Source organism: Phyllobacterium sp. 22552, assembly GCF_052044585.1.
In the GTDB taxonomy this organism is placed as follows: domain Bacteria; phylum Pseudomonadota; class Alphaproteobacteria; order Rhizobiales; family Rhizobiaceae; genus Phyllobacterium; species Phyllobacterium ifriqiyense.
On record NZ_JBQENG010000006.1, the window covers coordinates 209,234 to 228,027 of the forward strand.

Annotated in this window: 15 protein-coding genes and 1 pseudogene; 2 read left to right on the forward strand and 14 right to left on the reverse strand. The window is 52.5% G+C overall.

Features of this window, described 5'->3' with window-relative positions; all coding sequences use genetic code 11:
• Positions 1–60: 60 nt before the first annotated feature.
• Entirely contained in the window at positions 61–2,502 is a 2,442-nt protein-coding gene (locus ACTJI9_RS15695; RefSeq protein WP_440809195.1) for a ComEC/Rec2 family competence protein, read from the reverse strand.
• A 111-nt stretch (positions 2,503–2,613) separates the two neighbouring features.
• Here ACTJI9_RS15695 and gltX point away from each other — a divergent pair, with 111 nt between their 5' ends.
• Together gltX and gltA are read left to right on the forward strand one after the other, a co-directional pair.
• Complete coding sequence (gene gltX, locus ACTJI9_RS15700) at positions 2,614–4,041, forward strand: glutamate--tRNA ligase (protein WP_440809198.1); 1,428 nt, start codon at positions 2,614–2,616, stop codon at positions 4,039–4,041.
• A 145-nt stretch (positions 4,042–4,186) separates the two neighbouring features.
• Complete coding sequence (gltA, locus tag ACTJI9_RS15705; RefSeq protein WP_115053020.1) at positions 4,187–5,479, forward strand: citrate synthase; 1,293 nt, start codon at positions 4,187–4,189, stop codon at positions 5,477–5,479.
• Between the two features lie 57 nt (positions 5,480–5,536).
• On the opposite strand, the gene lpxB is transcribed toward gltA, so the two are convergent.
• The 13 genes and pseudogenes from lpxB to rpsB all read right to left on the reverse strand — a co-directional run bounded on the left by lpxB (position 5,537) and on the right by rpsB (position 18,735).
• Positions 5,537–6,712: a lipid-A-disaccharide synthase gene (gene lpxB / locus ACTJI9_RS15710; RefSeq protein WP_440809360.1), complete on the reverse strand. Its 1,176-nt coding sequence runs from the start codon at positions 6,710–6,712 to the stop codon at positions 5,537–5,539.
• Positions 6,709–7,596, reverse strand: coding sequence for an LpxI family protein (locus ACTJI9_RS15715; protein ID WP_440809201.1), 888 nt, complete (start codon positions 7,594–7,596; stop codon positions 6,709–6,711). The genes lpxB and ACTJI9_RS15715 overlap by 4 nt, the downstream gene beginning before the upstream one ends.
• A complete protein-coding gene (gene lpxA / locus ACTJI9_RS15720; protein ID WP_336440066.1) occupies positions 7,577–8,401 on the reverse strand; it encodes an acyl-ACP--UDP-N-acetylglucosamine O-acyltransferase in 825 nt (274 codons plus the stop codon). Before lpxA ends, ACTJI9_RS15715 begins: the two co-directional genes overlap by 20 nt.
• Positions 8,401–8,883, reverse strand: coding sequence for a 3-hydroxyacyl-ACP dehydratase FabZ (fabZ, locus tag ACTJI9_RS15725; RefSeq protein WP_115053016.1), 483 nt, complete (start codon positions 8,881–8,883; stop codon positions 8,401–8,403). The genes lpxA and fabZ overlap by 1 nt, the downstream gene beginning before the upstream one ends.
• Positions 8,876–9,931 (reverse strand): UDP-3-O-(3-hydroxymyristoyl)glucosamine N-acyltransferase, encoded by a 1,056-nt coding sequence (gene lpxD, locus ACTJI9_RS15730; protein WP_337354730.1) that lies wholly within the window; start codon positions 9,929–9,931, stop codon positions 8,876–8,878. The genes fabZ and lpxD overlap by 8 nt, the downstream gene beginning before the upstream one ends.
• Before the next feature lie 54 nt (positions 9,932–9,985).
• Positions 9,986–12,370: an outer membrane protein assembly factor BamA gene (gene bamA, locus ACTJI9_RS15735; RefSeq protein WP_307285180.1), complete on the reverse strand. Its 2,385-nt coding sequence runs from the start codon at positions 12,368–12,370 to the stop codon at positions 9,986–9,988.
• Between the two features lie 230 nt (positions 12,371–12,600).
• On the reverse strand, positions 12,601–13,737 hold the full coding sequence (gene rseP, locus ACTJI9_RS15740) for an RIP metalloprotease RseP (RefSeq protein ID WP_115053013.1): 1,137 nt from the start codon (positions 13,735–13,737) through the stop codon (positions 12,601–12,603).
• Positions 13,738–13,792: 55 nt separating this feature from the next.
• Positions 13,793–14,620, reverse strand: coding sequence for a phosphatidate cytidylyltransferase (locus tag ACTJI9_RS15745; RefSeq protein ID WP_440809206.1), 828 nt, complete (start codon positions 14,618–14,620; stop codon positions 13,793–13,795).
• Positions 14,617–15,345: pseudogene (locus tag ACTJI9_RS15750) on the reverse strand (isoprenyl transferase); the annotation flags it as partial. The pseudogene ACTJI9_RS15750 and the gene ACTJI9_RS15745, both read right to left, overlap by 4 nt.
• 32 nt (positions 15,346–15,377) lie before the next feature.
• Entirely contained in the window at positions 15,378–15,938 is a 561-nt protein-coding gene (gene frr / locus ACTJI9_RS15755; RefSeq protein WP_115053010.1) for a ribosome recycling factor, read from the reverse strand.
• A gap of 36 nt (positions 15,939–15,974) precedes the next feature.
• On the reverse strand, positions 15,975–16,697 hold the full coding sequence (gene pyrH / locus ACTJI9_RS15760; RefSeq protein ID WP_115053009.1) for a UMP kinase: 723 nt from the start codon (positions 16,695–16,697) through the stop codon (positions 15,975–15,977).
• Between the two features lie 99 nt (positions 16,698–16,796).
• Complete coding sequence (gene tsf, locus ACTJI9_RS15765; RefSeq protein WP_115053008.1) at positions 16,797–17,720, reverse strand: translation elongation factor Ts; 924 nt, start codon at positions 17,718–17,720, stop codon at positions 16,797–16,799.
• Positions 17,721–17,937: 217 nt separating this feature from the next.
• On the reverse strand, positions 17,938–18,735 hold the full coding sequence (gene rpsB, locus ACTJI9_RS15770; RefSeq protein ID WP_115053299.1) for a 30S ribosomal protein S2: 798 nt from the start codon (positions 18,733–18,735) through the stop codon (positions 17,938–17,940).
• Between the last annotated feature and the right edge of the window lie 59 nt (positions 18,736–18,794).

Here is an 18,794-nt window from a genome sequence, read left to right on the forward strand (position 1 = left end):
TTCGAACAGCCACAGAATAGCAGCTAGCGAAAAATGTTTGGGACTACCATAAACGCCGAACTACATTTTATTGCTTGTATCCGGTGGTTTCTTGGATAGTTGCCGCTCTTCAAGATTGCGCGCGGCGCGGGAATAGATGCGGTAATTATTCCAAGGGCGATTGGGCGTGCCAATCGCATACTTTATATCAACCGAATTCAGGCGTTGAGAAAGCTCTTGTTTTGCCAAATCGGTGCCAACTGGTGTGGAATCGGCTTTGACAGAGTCAGATTGTGGAGCATCAAACCTGATCTCCGCAGCGCCTTTGAGCGCCAGCATTTGCGATGAAAGCAACAATTTTCCAGCATTTGGACAATTTGGAGCCTTCGCGGCAAAAGCCAAAATGATGATATCCCCTTCTAGGCATGCATCTGCTGTTCTTGTTGCATCATCGGTATAGGCAACGATTAATCCTCCTGGCTCCCGGGCAGTGCAAAGCTTATCGGCACATTCGAATTGAGCGCCGCTTGCAACCTCGCCTTTCATTGCCGGCTTAATGATCTGCCCGGCCCTATACCCCAACTGCCAATTATCGAGGCTGAAGGCGCTGCCTGCTTGTTTATTGATCGCCAGATGGTCGTCGTCCGTTCTTAACGCGACCAGTTTTCCGTCTTCTGAGACCATAATCGCAGGATAGGATGCCCGTCCCGTCAAACCAATTGCCAATGCTACCAATGGCAAGGCAAGCAGGCGCAACCACGTTGAAAGAAATAGAAGAAGCAAAAGCCCTATCGCCATAAGAATAAGCGAAGTTTCGGACATCAGCCCAAGATTTCCACTTGGTGAATGCGACGCTACGGCTTTTGCTATGGCGATAACAATCTCGATGCCCCATCCCATGATTTTAAACGGAAGCCAATCGAGGTCAAAAGGCATGGCGAGCAGGCCAAGCACTGCGAAGGGCATCACGAGAATTGAGACAATTGGTAGCGCCAAGGCATTTCCGACAAGGCCAAAAGGAGCGGTATTATTGAAATGATAGGCAGCAAAGATCGAGCTTGCTCCGCCAGCAACCAGCGAGGTCATGGCAATGCCGCCAATATAGGCCGTTGCTTTTGATGGAAACAACCATATGCCGGCCTTGGCACTTGTCTGTTTCCGTAGGCCTCGTCTCAAATGGTAGCGTGACCACCAGCTATAGAAAGCTATAAGGGCAGCAGTTGCTGAATAGGACATCTGGAAACTTGGTCCGAGAATTTCATGAGGTGAAACCGCAATTGTAATTGAGGCGGCAATTGCGAGATTACGCATGGATATCGCCGCGCGATCAACGGTCATTGCAAGCAACATGACTGCCAGCATCACAAAGCTGCGTTGTGCGGCAACGTCGGCGCCTGAAAGCAGAAGATAGAATGCCGAGCCAAACAGGGCGATGACAGCCGCGAGTTTCTTGACGGGATAGCGGGCCGATGCACTTGGAAAGAATGCGAATACAGCGCGCAGCGAACCTATGCTGATTGCAGCCACCAATGCCATATGGAAGCCGGATATGGACAAAATATGTGACAAGCCGCTGCGGCGCATGGCATTGTTGGTCTCCTCGCTTATGCCGTCGCGCTGCCCTGTCACCAGCGATGTAGCAATATCGCCCGGCTCCCCTTTAATGCTTTTCAATATGCGATGGGTGAGTTGCTGGCGAATATTGCTAATTGTCAGGAATGCCGCTGCTGCTATTCCGGCCTTTGGCACGACATCGGCTTTTTGAGGCAGGCCCAGCAAAAAGCCGTTGGCTCCAATGCCGCGATAATAATTGTTAAAGGCAAAATCGTAATTGGCTGGCCGAACCGGGCCCGATTGCGGACGCAGATGGACCAGTGCTTTGAGTCCATCGCCAATGCTCAAATCTCGCGGCAAATGACGTGCAGAAACCGCAATACGCTCCGGTCCATAACGCAATGAAGGACGTTCGGTGCCTATGACGTCAAGGATCACCCGCCATCCTCCGTTTGCATCCTTTGCCAATGCTGAAATACGCCCCGTCACCCGGGTCGTCACTTCAGACCCAAGCATAGGCGTCGCTGCTCTGTTGGTTTCCAGCTTTGCGCAAACCATGCCCGCCGTGATTGCCATGAAGCCGAGACAGACCATCCTTATCGAAGGTCTGTTGTGTGCCAGCAGATAAAATCCGACAAGCAGCGTGATTCCCAGGATCATCGGGCTTAGTCTTGGCTCTCCGCTTGCGCCGAAATAAAGGATAGCTCCAGTTCCAGCGAACACCGGCAAAAACAAGAATTTCGCGCCTCGCGCAATCTCGTCGTTGATTGCCGCCGGAATTCCATGGGCAATGGCTTGCAGCTTACCTTCGACTGACCGTTTGAATACGGCGACGCGGCCATTCGAGCCAACGCCATAATGATCGATCGTTCCGGTGCCAGACGTTTTGACAAGCGGCTGCCCAAGACTTTCCGGTTGAAACCAGAAAAGCCTTTCGCTCGTTTTCTCGTCGGTTGACGGTTCGGCCATTGATCCCCATTTCTGCCAATGCCCTTGCACGACAGCACCGCTATGGTACATCAACGCCAAATCAATTCGATTGGACGTTCGACTAATAGACCGAACTGCCCTGGAGACCCTATGTCATCTTCTGTCGTTACCCGTTTCGCTCCCTCGCCCACCGGCTTTCTGCACATTGGCGGCGCCCGTACAGCCCTGTTTAACTGGCTTTACGCCAAGCATACTGGCGGGAAAATGTTATTGCGCATTGAGGATACTGATCGCGAGCGTTCGTCCGAAGCAGCTGTAACCGCCATACTTGATGGATTGAAATGGCTTGGTCTTGATTGGGATGGCGAGGTTGTCTCCCAATTTGATCGTGCTCCGCGCCATCGCGACGTAGCTGAAGAACTGGTTACCAAGGGCAAAGCCTATTATTGCTATGCATCACAGGCCGAACTGGAGGAAATGCGTGAAAAGGCCCGTGCCGAAGGCCGCCCGCCCCGCTATGATGGCCGTTGGCGCGACCGCGATCCGAAGGAAGCCCCTGCTGGCGTGAAGCCCGTCATTCGTATCAAAGCACCCCAAGAGGGTGAAACCTTGGTGCGCGATCAGGTGCAAGGCGATGTGCGCTTTCCCAATAAAGACCTTGATGATTTCATTATCCTTCGCTCGGATGGCAACCCGACCTATATGCATGCGGTCGTCGTCGACGATCACGATATGGGCGTCACGCACATTATCCGTGGCGATGATCATTTGACCAATGCGGCACGGCAAACTGTTATTTATAACGCAATGGACTGGGCCGTGCCTGTCATGGGCCATATTCCGCTCATCCATGGCGCAGACGGTGCAAAACTCTCCAAGCGCCACGGTGCGCTCGGCGTTGAAGCCTATCGTGCCATGGGATATTTGCCAGCAGCTCTGCGGAACTATCTCGTACGGTTAGGCTGGAGCCACGGCGATGACGAGATCATGTCCGATGCGCAAATGATCGAATGGTTCGAAATATCCGACATTAATCGCGGCGCATCACGCTTTGATTTCCAGAAACTCGAGGCGATTAACGGTCACTATATGCGAATTTCCAGCGATGCCGATCTGGTAATGGCCATGATCGACATTTTGCCGGAGATCGAAGGTGGGGCTGACATAATTTCCCGCTTGAATGATACAACCAGGGCACAGCTTCTCGCCGCCATGCCCGGCTTGAAAGAGCGCGCCAAGACACTTGTGGAACTTGCCGACAGTGCCAAATATCTGTTTGCTGAACGACCGCTCCCGCTTGACGAAAAAGCCTCCACCCTGCTCAATGAGGAAGGTTTGACCGTCCTTCGAGGCGTATTGCCCGATTTGGCTGCAGTTAGTGATTGGAACGCCGAAGCTCTTGATGCAGCTGTTCGTGTTCATGCTGAAAAAACCGGCCTGAAACTCGGAAAGATCGCTCAGCCACTACGTGCCGCACTGACGGGAAAGGCAACGTCTCCGGGAGTTTTTGACGTATTGGCTGTGCTGGGCCGGGATGAATCACTCGGTCGGATAGAGGATCAGTTAAAAGCGCAATAGTGAGGCGCTTTTCATCGAATTTTGCATTGCAACATTATGCCTTTCGGGTACGGTGCACTGCCTGCAAAAATCACGGAAATAACCTCATTTGAGGAAGGTGCTTTTGCGCTGGTTCAGCGCAAGTCAAAGCAAGAAAGGAACGGCAATGTCTGAGAACAGCGTAAACATCGATCTCAATGGTCACGCATTCGCTTTACCCATAAAAAAGGGGACCATCGGACCGGATGTCGTAGACATTGGGACTCTATACAAGAACACTGGCGCATTCACGTATGATCCGGGCTTCACCTCGACAGCGTCTTGCGAGTCGCAAATTACCTATATTGATGGCGACGAGGGTGTACTGCTCCATCGCGGCTATCCAATTGAACAACTCGCCGAACATGGCGATTTTCTGGAAGCTTGCTATTTGCTGCTTTACGGCGAACTGCCGACAAAGAGCCAGAAGGCTGATTTTGATTTTCGCGTAACGCGCCACACGATGGTGCACGAGCAAATGTCGCGCTTTTTCAGCGGCTTCCGCCGCGATGCGCATCCAATGGCAGTCATGGTCGGCTGCGTAGGCGCCCTATCGGCTTTCTACCACGACTCAACAGATATTTCCGATCCGCATCAGCGCATGGTCGCATCGATCCGCATGATTGCAAAAATTCCGACGCTGGCCGCCATGGCCTATAAATATCATATCGGTCAGCCCTTCGTTTACCCGAAGAACAATCTCGATTTCGCAACCAACTTCCTGCACATGTGTTTTGCAGTGCCTTGCGAAGATTACGTTCCAAATCCCGTGCTTGCCCGTGCAATGGATCGCATCTTCATTTTGCATGCTGACCACGAGCAGAATGCCTCGACATCGACAGTCCGCCTTGCAGGCTCGTCGGGCGCAAATCCGTTTGCTTGTATTGCAGCGGGCATCGCCTGCCTTTGGGGTCCAGCCCATGGCGGAGCCAACGAGGCTGCGCTGACCATGCTTGGTGAAATTGGCACTGTTGATCGTATTCCTGAATATATTGCCCGCGCCAAGGATAAGAACGACCCGTTCCGCCTGATGGGCTTTGGCCACCGCGTCTATAAAAACTATGACCCGCGCGCCAAGATCATGCAGCAGACCACCCGTGAGGTTCTGGCAGAACTGGGCATCAAGGATGATCCTTTGCTCGACGTTGCAATGGAGCTTGAACGGATTGCGCTAACTGATGAATATTTCATCGAAAAGAAGCTCTATCCAAACGTCGATTTCTATTCCGGGATCACATTGAAGGCGCTCGGCTTCCCCACCACCATGTTCACAGTGCTGTTTGCTGTTGCACGTACTGTTGGCTGGATTGCCCAGTGGAAAGAGATGATCGAAGATCCACTTCAGAAGATTGGCCGTCCACGCCAGCTTTATACTGGCGCAACGCAGCGTGATTATGTGAGCGTTGAAAATCGCAAATAAATAAAGACAAAGAAAAAGGCGCCAGATGGCGCCTTTTTCTTGAGTTATGAGCGACAATTATCGCTTTGCAACCTCAAGAACTTTTTCAGCGGCAATTTCGCCGGCAGGCCGATCCGTTTGCATCAATCGGCTGATCTTGTCGAAACTCTCAAGCTGAGCGTCACGCCGCAGACCTGGCATCAGCAATTGCTCAACTTGGCGGGCAAGCGATCCTGCGCGCACGAATATATTGAAATATTCAGGCACAGCAGGTTCATCGGCTATGATATTGGGAAGCGCGGCGCTCCATATTTTGATACGTGGCGCAAGAAAAGTGCGCGCTAGCCAATCCGCCTTGTAGGAAAGTACGGTTGGTATGCGAGCCAGCGCCAATTCAAGCGATACCGTGCCCGACGCGGCAAGCGCTGCATCTGCTTGCGAAAAAGCGCGCAACCGCTCGGCTTCACCAACAACAATATTCGGGCGGACCGTCCAGTTTGCCGTTAATTCACGAACCATTGCCTCAACCCGGGGCAATGTCGGTATAGTGACATTTATGCGATTGCCCCGGCTCACCAGCAATCCTGCCGTTTCACCGAATACATCAATCAGACTGGCGATTTCTGACCTTCGCGAACCCGGCAGAATCAGGAGATTCTTGATATCTCGATCGCCAAGTCCCGCATCTCGTGCCCGGTTTTTTTCGGCTGCTTCCAGCAGCGGCACATAAGAAACCAGCCTATGCCCGACATAGGTGGATGGTGGGCCGTCCAAATCCTTTAATGCCTGTACTTCAAAAGGCAAAATAACCAGAACGTGATCTATATACGAGCGCATTGCCTTCGCACGCTCAGGACGCCAAGCCCATACGGATGGGCTGATGTAATTAACGATGGGGATGGATGGATCAGCGGCCCTCACCTTGCGTGCCACGCGGTGCGTGAAATCGGGACTGTCGATAATGATAAGACAATCCGGCTTTGCAGCGACAATTGAGGCAGCAAGTTGAGATATCCGGCGAACCAACTGAGGCAATTTGCGTATGATCGCACTAAGCCCGACAAGCGCTATCTCGTGCTGGTCAAACAGGCTATCAAGCCCAAGCTCAGAAAGATGGTCGCCACCAACGCCGGTCAGCGTAATCTCTCCATCATAATTTTTGCGCAGCGCCCTGACCAGATCGGCTCCCAACTGATCACCGGACTCCTCACCGGTTATGATAGCCAGACGCAGTGTTTTTCGAGCTGTCATCAGCTTTTCTCCTGCTCAAAAGTCTGGATAAACAGGCCGGCCGCATTGGCAGCGGCAAGGGTATCTTCGTAGGAAAGTATAAGGGTGCGGCCAGCTTCCACCGCAATTCCGCTGAGACCGGCCTTCACCGCGTTTTCAACAGTACTCACACCAATAGCAGGGAGATCCGCCCTAACCTCCTGTTGCGGCTTGGCACATTTGACCAAGACACCACCTTTGCGGTTTATCCGCTTTGCCTCACGCAGGTCGGCCACACGCTGCAGCATCGCATCCGTCCCTTCGACGCCCTCCAGCGCCACGACGCGCCGGCCTACGGCAATAGCCGCCTGACCAATATCCAGAGAACCAATCAATATCGCTGCTTTACGCGCGGCTTCGATGTTCTCATGTCCTTCCTGAGTAGGTTTCTTACGTGTGATGCATCCCGGCGCCGGCGCGAGAATATCAGGCACGACTTCGTGCGCTCCCAGCACGCGAAAACCATAGGATTCAATTGTCGAGATGACAGCCCGGAGCAACCCATCGTCTCCAAGCCTGAAAGCGCGCATAAACCGATAGAGCGCCACAAGATTACCGTTTCTGGGCTTAAGTGCGGCACTGAACTCCGGCCGGTGCCGAATACCACCAGCAAGAACAACATTTGTGATGTTCTCCGCTTTCAAGATTCTCATCAACCCGCCAAGTTCCACAATGGATATCTCGGCATGCTCGCCGGCATAAAGTTCAGGATCAGCCTCCCCTTTGATTGTTACAATCAAAGGGTTAGCGCCTTGCTTTCGCAAACTGGCTGCAACTGCGACCGGCAGAGAACCATTACCCGCTACGATGGCGGTGCGGCCAATAATCGGCTCTGGAGATTTCTTCGCTCTAGCTGACGTCACTGTCACTGATCTCGATTGCAGAATCGAGCGGCGGTGTACAGAAGGCGCGCTTTGTGTCGGTGCTGATGAAATCGATGAGATCAGCCACGGCAGGCGATTCCGGAAATGCGATGCGAACATCATCGGCACGATTTTTGATCGATTTCGACCGATCGAACAGCATGCGCACGGCATGGCGTAAATTATGGATTTCAGGCCGCGCCATGCCCGAGCGCTTCATTCCGATAATGTTAAGACCACCAAGATAAGCATGATTACCGATAGCCATGCCATAAGGCACGAGATCGCTGGCCAACGCCGCGAGGCCGCCAATAAAGGCGTGATGGCCCACACGTACAAACTGATGAATACCCGCACCGCCGCCAATAATCACATTGTTTCCAATAGTGACGTGACCGCCGATCATGACATTGTTTGAAAACGTAACATTATCGCCGATGATGCAGTCATGCGCGACATGGGAATAAGCCAGAAACATGCAATTGTCGCCGACTGTCGTGATGCCGCGGCTCCCATCAGTCCCGCGATGCATGGTGACGCCTTCGCGAATAACGCAGTTCTTGCCAATAACAAGGGTGGTATGCCCCCCCTTGTGTTTGGTATTCTGGGGCTCGCCGCCAAGCACCGCATTGGGATAGACTTTAGAGCCATCTCCGAGCGTGGTTGGCCCCATAATGACGATATGGCTGAGAAGACTAACATTGTCGCCAATAACGGCTTGGGAACCAATATGGCAAAACGGGCCGATGGTTACCCCTTCGCCGATTTCTGCGCCCTGCTCAATGATGGAGGTGGGATGAATGCTCGACATTAAACCCCGGTCTCTTCAACAGGGAAGCTAACCATGGCCGCAACTTCGGCCTCGGCGACCTTGAATCCGTCCACCTCGGCAACGCAGGCGTATTTATGGATATTGCCGCGTTGCTTGAGCTTTGTGACGCGCAATTTCAATTGGTCACCCGGTACAACCGGCTTTCTGAACTTGGCATTATCGATGGTCATGAAGAAAACCTGACCAGGCTTGCCGCTACCATTGTTGAACAACACAATAGCACCCGCAGTCTGGGCCATAGCTTCGATGATCAGCACACCAGGCATAATGGGCAGTTCCGGAAAATGTCCGGCAAAATGCGGCTCATTGATGCTGACATTCTTGATCCCAGTCGCTGATCTGTCTGCGTCAATATCAACGATCCGGTCGATCAACAGGAACGGATAGCGATGTGGCAAATTGGCCAGAAGTTTCTGGATATCCGCAACGCCAAGGCTCTCTGTTTTTATGGCATCAGTCATCTGAACTGCTCTCCTTCTTGGTCCGGGTCATGGCGCGAACGCTGGCAATCTCACGGAACCACTGCTTGAACGGTTGGGCAGGCGCTCCAGCCCATCTCTCACCGTCCGGAATATCATTCATAACGCCGCTTGCCGCGGCAATCTCAACACTCGCCCCAATCGTGACGTGATCTTTAATCCCGACACTGCCGCCAAGCCGCGTCATATCGCCGAGAATGACGCTGCCGGAAATACCGCACTGCGCCGCGATAACGCAATGGCGGCCGATCTGCACATTGTGGGCAATCTGCACCAAGTTATCGATTTTCGTGCCTTCGCCGATGACAGTATCAGCCAAAGCACCCCGATCTACGGTCGTATTTGCGCCAATTTCCACATTGTCCTGAATGATCACGCGGCCAAGTTGGGGCATTTTATCAAGACCGGCTTTGCCCGGCACATAGCCGAATCCATCCTGTCCGATGCGCACGCCTGGATGCAGCAGCACCCGATTGCCGAGAAATGCATATTGAACGGAACTGCCTGGGGCAACATAGCAATCGCGTCCAATCTTGCAGCCATTACCAATGACCACATTGGCGCCAATCACAGTGCCGGAGCCTATGGACACATGACTGCCGATAATTGCACCCGGTTCAATTGTTACGCCGTCTTCAATTTCAGCAGTTTCATGAACAATAGCATGCGATGAAATGCCGGTTTGCCCGCTCCACAAATGCGCATTGACAGCATTCGGATAAAGCGCACGTCCGATAGCGGCAAATGCCTGCTGTGGGTGGCGCGTGACAATGATCGCGACATTTTTAGGTATGCTGGGTCTGACTTCTTCGGTGCAGAGCACACAAGCGGCATTCAGACCGCTCAAATCCAATGCACTTTTTCTGCTTTCAACGAAAACGAGTGCATCAGGACCGGCATCATTTAGCGAGGCTAAACGGGAAATTGGCCGGTTGGCCAGAGAACTGTCCACAAGAACGCCATTGGTCAGATCGGCGATCTGACCAATGGTTACGTTTGACAGTGACTCATAAAAGATCGGATCGGCCATCGACTAACTTTCTCCCCCGGGGAAACTTGCTCCCCCCGGGAGGTCAGCAATCTATCAGAACTTGCTCGACATGCCGAAGTTGAAATTCTGCACCTGATCGCCATCAACTTTCTTGACCGGCACGGCATAATCGAAGCGCAACGGACCGAATGGTGATGCCCACATGATGCTGGCGCCGACAGATGCACGCCATTCCATCTTTTCGCCTTCAACGTCGATACCGTCGCTACCCTTCAAATCACTACCGAACAGGGTCGCAGCATCGGCGAAGAATGCACCACGAATACCAAGACTTTCTGGAATAACAGGTATCGGGAACTGGGTTTCAACGCTTGCATTCAGGTAGGTATTACCACCAAGGAAGCTACCCTTCTTGTCGTCTGTATTGGCGTCACGAGGACCGATACCGGCATATTTAAAGCCGCGGATCATGTCTTGCGTGTTCTTGAACGTATCGAACACGCGCAGATCATCGCCGCCGAAGCCTTCAATGTGGCCTGCACCTACACCAACCAAGCCGACAACATCCAACTCATCAAGCAATGTCTTGTAATAGCTGGCTTTAACCGTTGTCTTCAGGAAGTTGGCATCACCGCCAATACCGGCATATTCCTGATTGAACTTCGCATAGATACCATCGCGCGGGTTCTTCACGTCATCAATTGTATTGTAGGTAAGCGACCAGCTGACCGATGACTTGATCCAAGGGCTTTTCTCCGCAGCATCAGCAAACGCCTTGGATATTTCGGATGGATCATATTCACCATTTGGAAGCTTGGCATCGCCGTCAATCTCATACTCTTCTCGAGTAAGATTATAGGCAACGCCTGCAGTCAGCTCTTCCGTGATCGGCAGACCAAAGCGGATTGTACCGCCGGTCAAATCTGTGTCGTACTTGTCCTTGACGCCTGACTGGCGCTTGAAGATATCAAAGCCGGCAGAAACGCGTTGGCCCAAGAAATAGGGTTCTGTGAACGAGAATGAATAGGTTCTGTTATTGTCGAGACCACCACCGGCGCCAAGACGAATATACTGACCGCGACCCAAGAAGTTACGCTCCGTGATGGAGCCTTCCACTGTAGGCCCTGGGCTTTCACCGCCGGTCGTATAACCACCACCGATGGAGAATTCACCTGTCGGCTTCTCAATAACATCAACGACCAGAATTACCTGATCCGGCTGCGAACCAGGCGCAGTCGAAATATTGACGGTCTGGAAGAACTCAAGGCGCTCAAGACGACGCTTTGCGCGCTGAATGAGAACCTGATTGAATGCATCGCCTTCGCTCACATCGAATTCACGGCGAATAACGAAATCGCGGGTCTTTTCGTTGCCGCGGATTTCAATACGCTCAACATAGGCGCGAGGGCCCTGATCGATCGCATAAGTAACGGAAATCGTGTGATTTTCGAAATTACGATCACCGCGTGGCTCTACTTTCGCAAAAGCATAACCCTGACCGGCAACCTTTTCGGAAACCTTGATGATTGAATCTTCAACATCCTTGGCGCTGTAGGTGTCGCCTTCGCGAGACTTTACCAAGCCATTCAATTGCGCAGTATCAACGCCCTCGACAGAGCTTTCGATCTGCACGCCGCCAAATGTATACTTCTCACCCTCTTCGACGGTGATATTGATTGTATAATCATTGGTTGCCGGATCGAGATCGGCAGTTGAGGAAACAACGCGGAAATCAGCATAACCGCGGTTATAATAGAAACGGCGCAGCGCTTCCTCATCTGCACGCAGACGATCTTCGCTGTAAACGTCGTTACGGGTCAACCATGACAATGGGTTGGATTTCTTTGTCGAAATCACGTCACTTAGACGGCGATTGCCGAATGCCTGGTTACCGACAAAGTTGATCTTGGCAATCTTTGTACGGTCGCCTTCATTAATTTCGAAGACAACGTTAACGCGGCCTTCGCCCAGATCCATCAAACGCGAATTTACAGTTGCATCGCTGCGGCCAACATTGCGATAGGCTGCGCGGACTGCTTCTGTATCTGCATCAAGCGTTGCTTGATCGAAAGCGGCACGAGGCTTCAACTGAACAGCGTTTTGCAGCGCTGGGTCTTTGATCTTCTTGTTGCCCTGGAAAATAACCTGGTTCACAACCTGATTTTCATTGACGGTAACAACAAGAGCACCGCCCGACTGGCTGATGCGCACATCGCTGAACAGGCCAGTAGCGAAAAGACGCTTGGTGGCAGCATCGATATCTCCATTGGAGAATGGCTTGCCAGGCGTGATACCGATATTGTCGCGCACAGTCTGCGCATCAACACGTGTATTGCCCCGCACCTCGATACGGCTGACAGTAGCTGCCTGAGCTGTAGCAACGCCTGCGACCGTTGTTACGATCGCACCCGAACTGACGAGTGCCGCTGAAATGGCGAGCGCTGACGCCGCACCTACAAATTTTGAACTTGCCGCCATAGGCCTTATGAACCTTCGTTTCTCGTTATACCCGGGCGAGATCCCGGACTAAGCATTACTCGTACACCGTCATAGCCGGTTTTTATATACACGCAAGGCTTACGGTTAAAAACTGTTTACTTCCCACATAACAGTGGCATCCATGCCACGCCATTCAGCACGTATAGTAAACAGATCATGTCGTTTTGCCATAACACGCCTCAAATTTTCACTAATGTTTAATTTTCGCATCAGCAAGCGAACAGATCATTGAAGATGACGAATCCCATAAATCCGAGCACAAGGAAGAACCCTGTACGGAAAAACAACTCCTGTACAGCCGGTTTTACGGGCCTGCCTATAACTGCCTCGGCAGCATAAAAAACCAGATGCCCTCCATCAAGCGGAGGCAATGGGAAGAGATTAAGCAGCCCGATACCAATGGAAAGCATGGCAGTAAGCTGAATCAGCCAATCAATGCCCTGACTGGCCGCCTGCCCCGCCATTGTCGCAATCTTGACCGGACCACCCAACTGGCATTTATCTTCGCGACCTGCGAAAAAACGGCTGAAGAATTGTCCTGTGCGGGCAATGATAAAGCCACTTTCGCGCACGGCCTGACCAACCGATTCGATTGGGCCATACTCGATACGACGAATATTCCCCGCCTGCAAATTGGTAACAACGCCGATTACTGCAACCTTTACCTTGTTGCCCAACGCGTCTTCCTGCTCGGAAAGCTCAGGCGTCGCAGTCAGATGTACTTCTTTACCTGCACGTTCGACCACAAAATCAAGTGCATCCCCGCCCCTTGCCGAGACATGGCGCTGCACATCCGCAAAAGTCACGATCTTCTCGCCATCAACGCTGACGAAGCGATCTCCCGGCTGGAAACCGGCAATGGCTGCCGGGCCACCAGGACGCACTTCGGCGACCATAGGATCGGAAATCATCCTCCCATAGAGAGCAAAAAACACCGAGAAAATCGCGACCGTGAGCAAAATATTGAACGCCGGGCCTGCAAATACCGTTGCGGCACGTTTCCATACCGGTTGAGTGTGAAAGGCTACAGCACGCTCAGCATCCGTCATGGTCGACGCATCGGCTGCGGTAGAACTGGTTACGTCTTCGTCACCGGCAAATTTTACATACCCGCCGAGCGGAATAGCCGATAGCTTCCAGCGCGTCCCTCTGGAATCATTAAAGCCTATCAACTCAGGCCCAAAACCGATCGAGAAAGCTTTTACGCCGATACCGCACCACCGGCCCACCAGATAGTGTCCCATCTCATGAACGAAGACAACAACCGTTAAAACGATAAGAAACGGTACGATTGTTCCAACGAGCACGCTTTGAGTACCAAATATGGTGTGCAACAGATCTGTCAAATTATCCTCCGGGCCCGCAACAGAATAAGCCAAAAGGCTTCGAAAGCTCAGCCGTCTAGAAAAGTATGTCGTATGGGGTTTCTGGCGTTACCAGAATTGCACCGATGACGTATAGTAATGCAGCGGCAGCTACAAGCCCATCCACACGGTCCATCACGCCACCGTGACCGGGAATCAACGTACCTGAGTCCTTGGCTCCAAACTTTCGCTTCATCCAGGATTCACCAAGATCACCCAACTGGGCGATAATCGAGATCAACAATGCGATGAAGGGCAGAGACATCCCGCCACCGGGAGTGATGAACGAGGCGCATGCCACACCGGCGGCAACGCCCGCCGCTGTCCCGCCGATCGCTCCCGACCATGTCTTGTTGGGTGAAAAACGCGGAGCAAGCTTGGGGCCACCAAGTGCTTTTCCATTAAAGTAGGCAAAAATATCCGTTGCCCACACCACGGCAAACAAAAACAGAATCGCTGCAAAACCATCACCAGTATCGCCGCGCAACAATGTCAGGGAAATGGCGGGAAATCCTGCATAGACCAGACCTGCCGCGGGCCAATAGCCGGATTGGCGCCCGCCCAGCATGGCTACAACTGCCGCACCAACGAATAGAATGAGAAACATTGACAACACATGCTGAGTGAATAACAGAGCCAGCAATGTGGCGATCAGAACCACCCAGGATAATCCGCCGCTCAGGCCGCTCATCCGCCCTTTTGACATTAACTGCCACTCAAACATCACGCCAAGCGCTATTGCGCTGGCAAGCAGACCAAAACCGAAGCCGCCCGCCCAAGTAAGAATGATTGCAACGACTACCAGAACTATCGCACTAAGGATGCGCTTTTGCAGATTGGAAAGCCCATTGCCGGAAAGTTTCACAGAGCGATTTCCTGTGCCGTAACCCCGCCAAAACGGCGTTCACGCGATTGAAACACTTCAATCGCTTCTGACAAATGCGTAGGACGAAAATCCGGCCAGTAGCATGGCAGGAACATGAACTCCGAGTAAGCTGCCTGCCAGAGCAGGAAATTGGAGAGCCGCATCTCGCCGCTCGTCCGGATAATCAGGTCCGGATCTGGCATATCTGCCGTATCGAGACGGGCCGATATCGCCTCCATCGTGATTGCTGTACTTGCGATAATGCCCGCTGAAACGTCATCGACCAGCTTCTTGACCGCGCGGGTAATTTCGTTGCGCGAGCCATAGTTAAAGGCAATTACCAAGGTCAGGCCCTGGTTCTTTTCCGTCAATGTTTCGGCTTCGTTTAAAAGCCCCAAAATGTCTTTTGCCAGTCCGTCGCGTTCTCCGATAATTCGAACGCGAACATTTTCCCTGTGCAAATCCGCCAGATCGCGGCGAATGAATAGTTTTAACAGGCCCATGAGATCGGAAACTTCCGATCGTGGTCTCGACCAGTTTTCAGAGGAGAAAGCAAAAAGCGTGAGGAAAGGAATACCCATCTTCCCGGCGGCCCGGATTGTCTCGCGCAGCGTTTCCACCCCGGCCTTATGTCCTGCAGCGCGCGGAAGGCCTCTCGCCTTCGCCCAACGGCCATTTCCATCCATGATGATGGCAATGTGGCGCGGGTTGGACATGGGTGTAGACCTCCTATGAGTATTAGAACCGGGCTATAGTTCTAAACCTGCATAATTTCTGCTTCTTTAACAGCCACAACCTTATCCATCTCAGCGATGGTGTCATCTGTCAGCTTTTGAACTTTTTCAGACAAGATACGGTTATCGTCCTGACTGATGTCGCCGTCTTTTTCGAGTTTCTTCAGCTCGTCCATTCCATCGCGGCGAACATGGCGTGCCGCCACTTTTGCCTGCTCGACATATTGGTGAGCAATCTTGACGAGTTCCTTGCGGCGCTGCTCGTTCAACTCAGGCAAAGGAATGCGCAAATTGTTTCCGTCAGTAATCGGATTGAGGCCAAGCCCGGATTCGCGGATCGCGCGCTCTACTTTGCCAACCATCGACTTGTCCCAAACGGATACGGACAACATGCGCGATTCTGGCACAGTAATATTGGCAACCTGATTGAGGGGCATTTGCGAGCCATAAGCCTCAACAGTAATCGGTTCGAGCAGGCTGGCAGAAGCACGTCCCGTGCGAAGTCCGCCCAGATCATGTTTCAACGCTTGCACGGCACCATCCATACGGCGCTTCAGATCGTTCAAATCGAGTGCATCACTCATACTCAATGCTCCTATATTCTTGGGCGGTAAGGCTGGTTAGCTATCGGATACGACTGTTGCGCGTCCTTTACCCTGCAACACTTCTGCAAAACCACCTTTTTCGTGGATTGAATAGACGATAATTGGAATGTTGTTCTCGCGTGCAAGAGCGACCGCTGTTGTGTCCATGACTGCAAGGCCGCGATCCAGGACATCCTTGTGAGTCAATCGATCAAATCGCACAGCATTCGGGTCTTTTTTGGGATCGGCCGAATAAATTCCATCGACCTGCGTTCCCTTGAACAAGGCGTCGGCGCTGATTTCAGCAGCGCGAAGCGCGGCGGCGGAATCTGTTGTGAAGAATGGATTGCCGGTGCCACCGGCGAATATCACCACCTTGCCCATATCCATATAGGCAGTCGCCAGACGCTGTGAAAAAGTCTCGCAGAACTCCGGCATGGCAACAGCAGATAGCACAACGGTATCAATGCCGAGCTTGACAAGGGACGTGCGCAGCGCCAGCGAATTGATCACTGTTGCAAGCATCCCCATATGATCGCCGGTTACGCGGTCGCCGCCTTTGGATGCCACTGCCACACCGCGAAAAATATTCCCGCCGCCGATAACGACACCAACCTCGACGCCAAGCGCCCGCGCCTCGGCAATGTCGCTGGCAATGCGGTCAGCAACCGCAACGTCAATACCAAACCCCTGGTCGCCCATCAGAGCTTCACCGGAGGCTTTCAGCAGAACGCGTTTGTAAACAGCCGTACCAGCCATGGAGTCTCCCTCAGGGTCTTTTCTAATTGAATGTGAATTCCGGATACACGAAGGGCATCGCGTTGTCACGCGATGCCCTTTCATTTCAACTATTGAATATTACTTCTTAACAGCCGCTGCAACTTCTGCTGCGAAGTCTGTTTCTTCCTTTTCAATGCCCTCACCAAGAGCAAAGCGGGCAAATGCGGTGATCTTTGCTGGCGCGCCGATTGCCTTTTCCGCATCCTTCAATGCAGCTTCGACAGTCAGGTCAGGGTTGATCACGAATGCCTGCGAAAGAAGTACGACTTCTTCGTAGAACTTACGAAGACGGCCTTCAACCATCTTCTCAATGATGTTGTCTGGCTTGCCGGACTGACGAGCAGACTCGGTAAATACTGCCTTTTCGCGTTCAACTGCTGCCGGATCAACCTCAGCGGCGGTCAAAGCAAGCGGGTTAGTAGCAGCAACATGCATCGCAACCTGGCGGCCAAATGCGTTTGCAGCATCTGCATTGCCTGCTGTCTCGATAGCAACAAGAACGCCGAGCTTGCCGAGGCCGTCGGAAACGGCGTTATGAATGTATGTTGCAACGACGCCTTCACTGACGCTCAAAGCGGTGGAGCGGCGGAATGAAAGGTTTTCGCCGATTGTGCCGACAGCGTCCTTGATTGTGTCTACAATCGACTTGCCGGTTGAAGGATAGGTTGCAGCCGAAACAGCAGCAGTCGAACCGTCTGTTGTCAGTGCAACACTGGCAACATTGCGAACGATATCCTGAAACGCATCGTTGCGGGCAACGAAGTCTGTTTCAGAATTCACTTCTACAACAACCGACTTGGTGCCGTTTGTTGCCACGCCAACCAGACCTTCGGCAGCGGTACGGCCAGCCTTCTTGTCGGCCTTGGAAATACCCTTCGCACGCAGCCAGTCGACAGCGGCTTCCATATCACCATTGGTTTCTGTCAGGGCTGTCTTGCAATCCATCATGCCAGCGCCGCTGATTTCGCGGAGTTCTTTTACTTGTGCTGCGGTAATGCTCATTCTAATCGCCTCTTCTCATAGCAATCTCACGAAAACCGATACGGCCTTCCGTTTGAAACTGCGTGAAAACAAATAGATAAAGTGTCTTCAGAATCTACCGAAACCAAAACCACTTTAAAAACGAAGGCATACTGGTGAACCAGCATGCCAACTATGCGGCGCATCATGCGCCAGTCGAATCGTTTTTAAACACCCGATAAGACGGGTGTATGAAGCCTCAAGCGGAGGCTTCACCTTCCTGTGCAGGTGTTTCTTCAGCCGCTGCTTCGAGTGCTGGTTCAACAGGAGCTTCTTCCTGTGCGCCAACATCGATGCCGAGCGAGCCCTGCTGACGCAGAATGCCATCGAGAGCTGCCTTGGCAATCAGATCGCAATAAAGCGAAATAGCGCGGGAAGCATCATCATTGCCGGGGATCGGGAAATCGATCTGGTCCGGATCGCAGTTGGAATCGATCACTGCAACAACTGGAATACCAAGACGCTTGGCTTCCTGAATTGCAATCGCTTCCTTGTTGGTATCAATGATGAAAATAAGATCCGGAACCGAACCCATGTTCTTGATACCGCCAAGAGCGCGGTTGAGCTTCTCGCGTTCACGGTCAAGGTTCAGACGCTCCTTCTTGGTGAAGCCCTGTGCTTCGCCGGAAAGAAGTTCGTCAAGCTTGCGCAGACGCTGGATGGAATTCGAAATGGTCTTCCAGTTGGTCATCATGCCGCCGAGCCAGCGCGCGTTGACATAATATTGGGCAGACCGTGTTGCGGCATCGGCAATGATGTCCGAAGCCTGACGCTTGGTGCCGACGAACAGAACGCGACCGCCACGGGCAACGGTGTCCGAAACCTTCTTCAGCGCTGTGTTCAGCAGCGGATAGGTCTGGGCAAGGTCAAGAATGTGGATATTGTTACGGGAACCATAAATATATGGTGCCATTTTCGGGTTCCAGCGATGTGTCTGGTGTCCGAAGTGAACGCCAGCTTCCAAGAGCTGACGCATGCTGAAATCAGGCAATGCCATCTTGTGTTTTCCTTTTCCGGTTGAACCTCCACGGGAAGAGGCGGGAAACCCGCCACCGG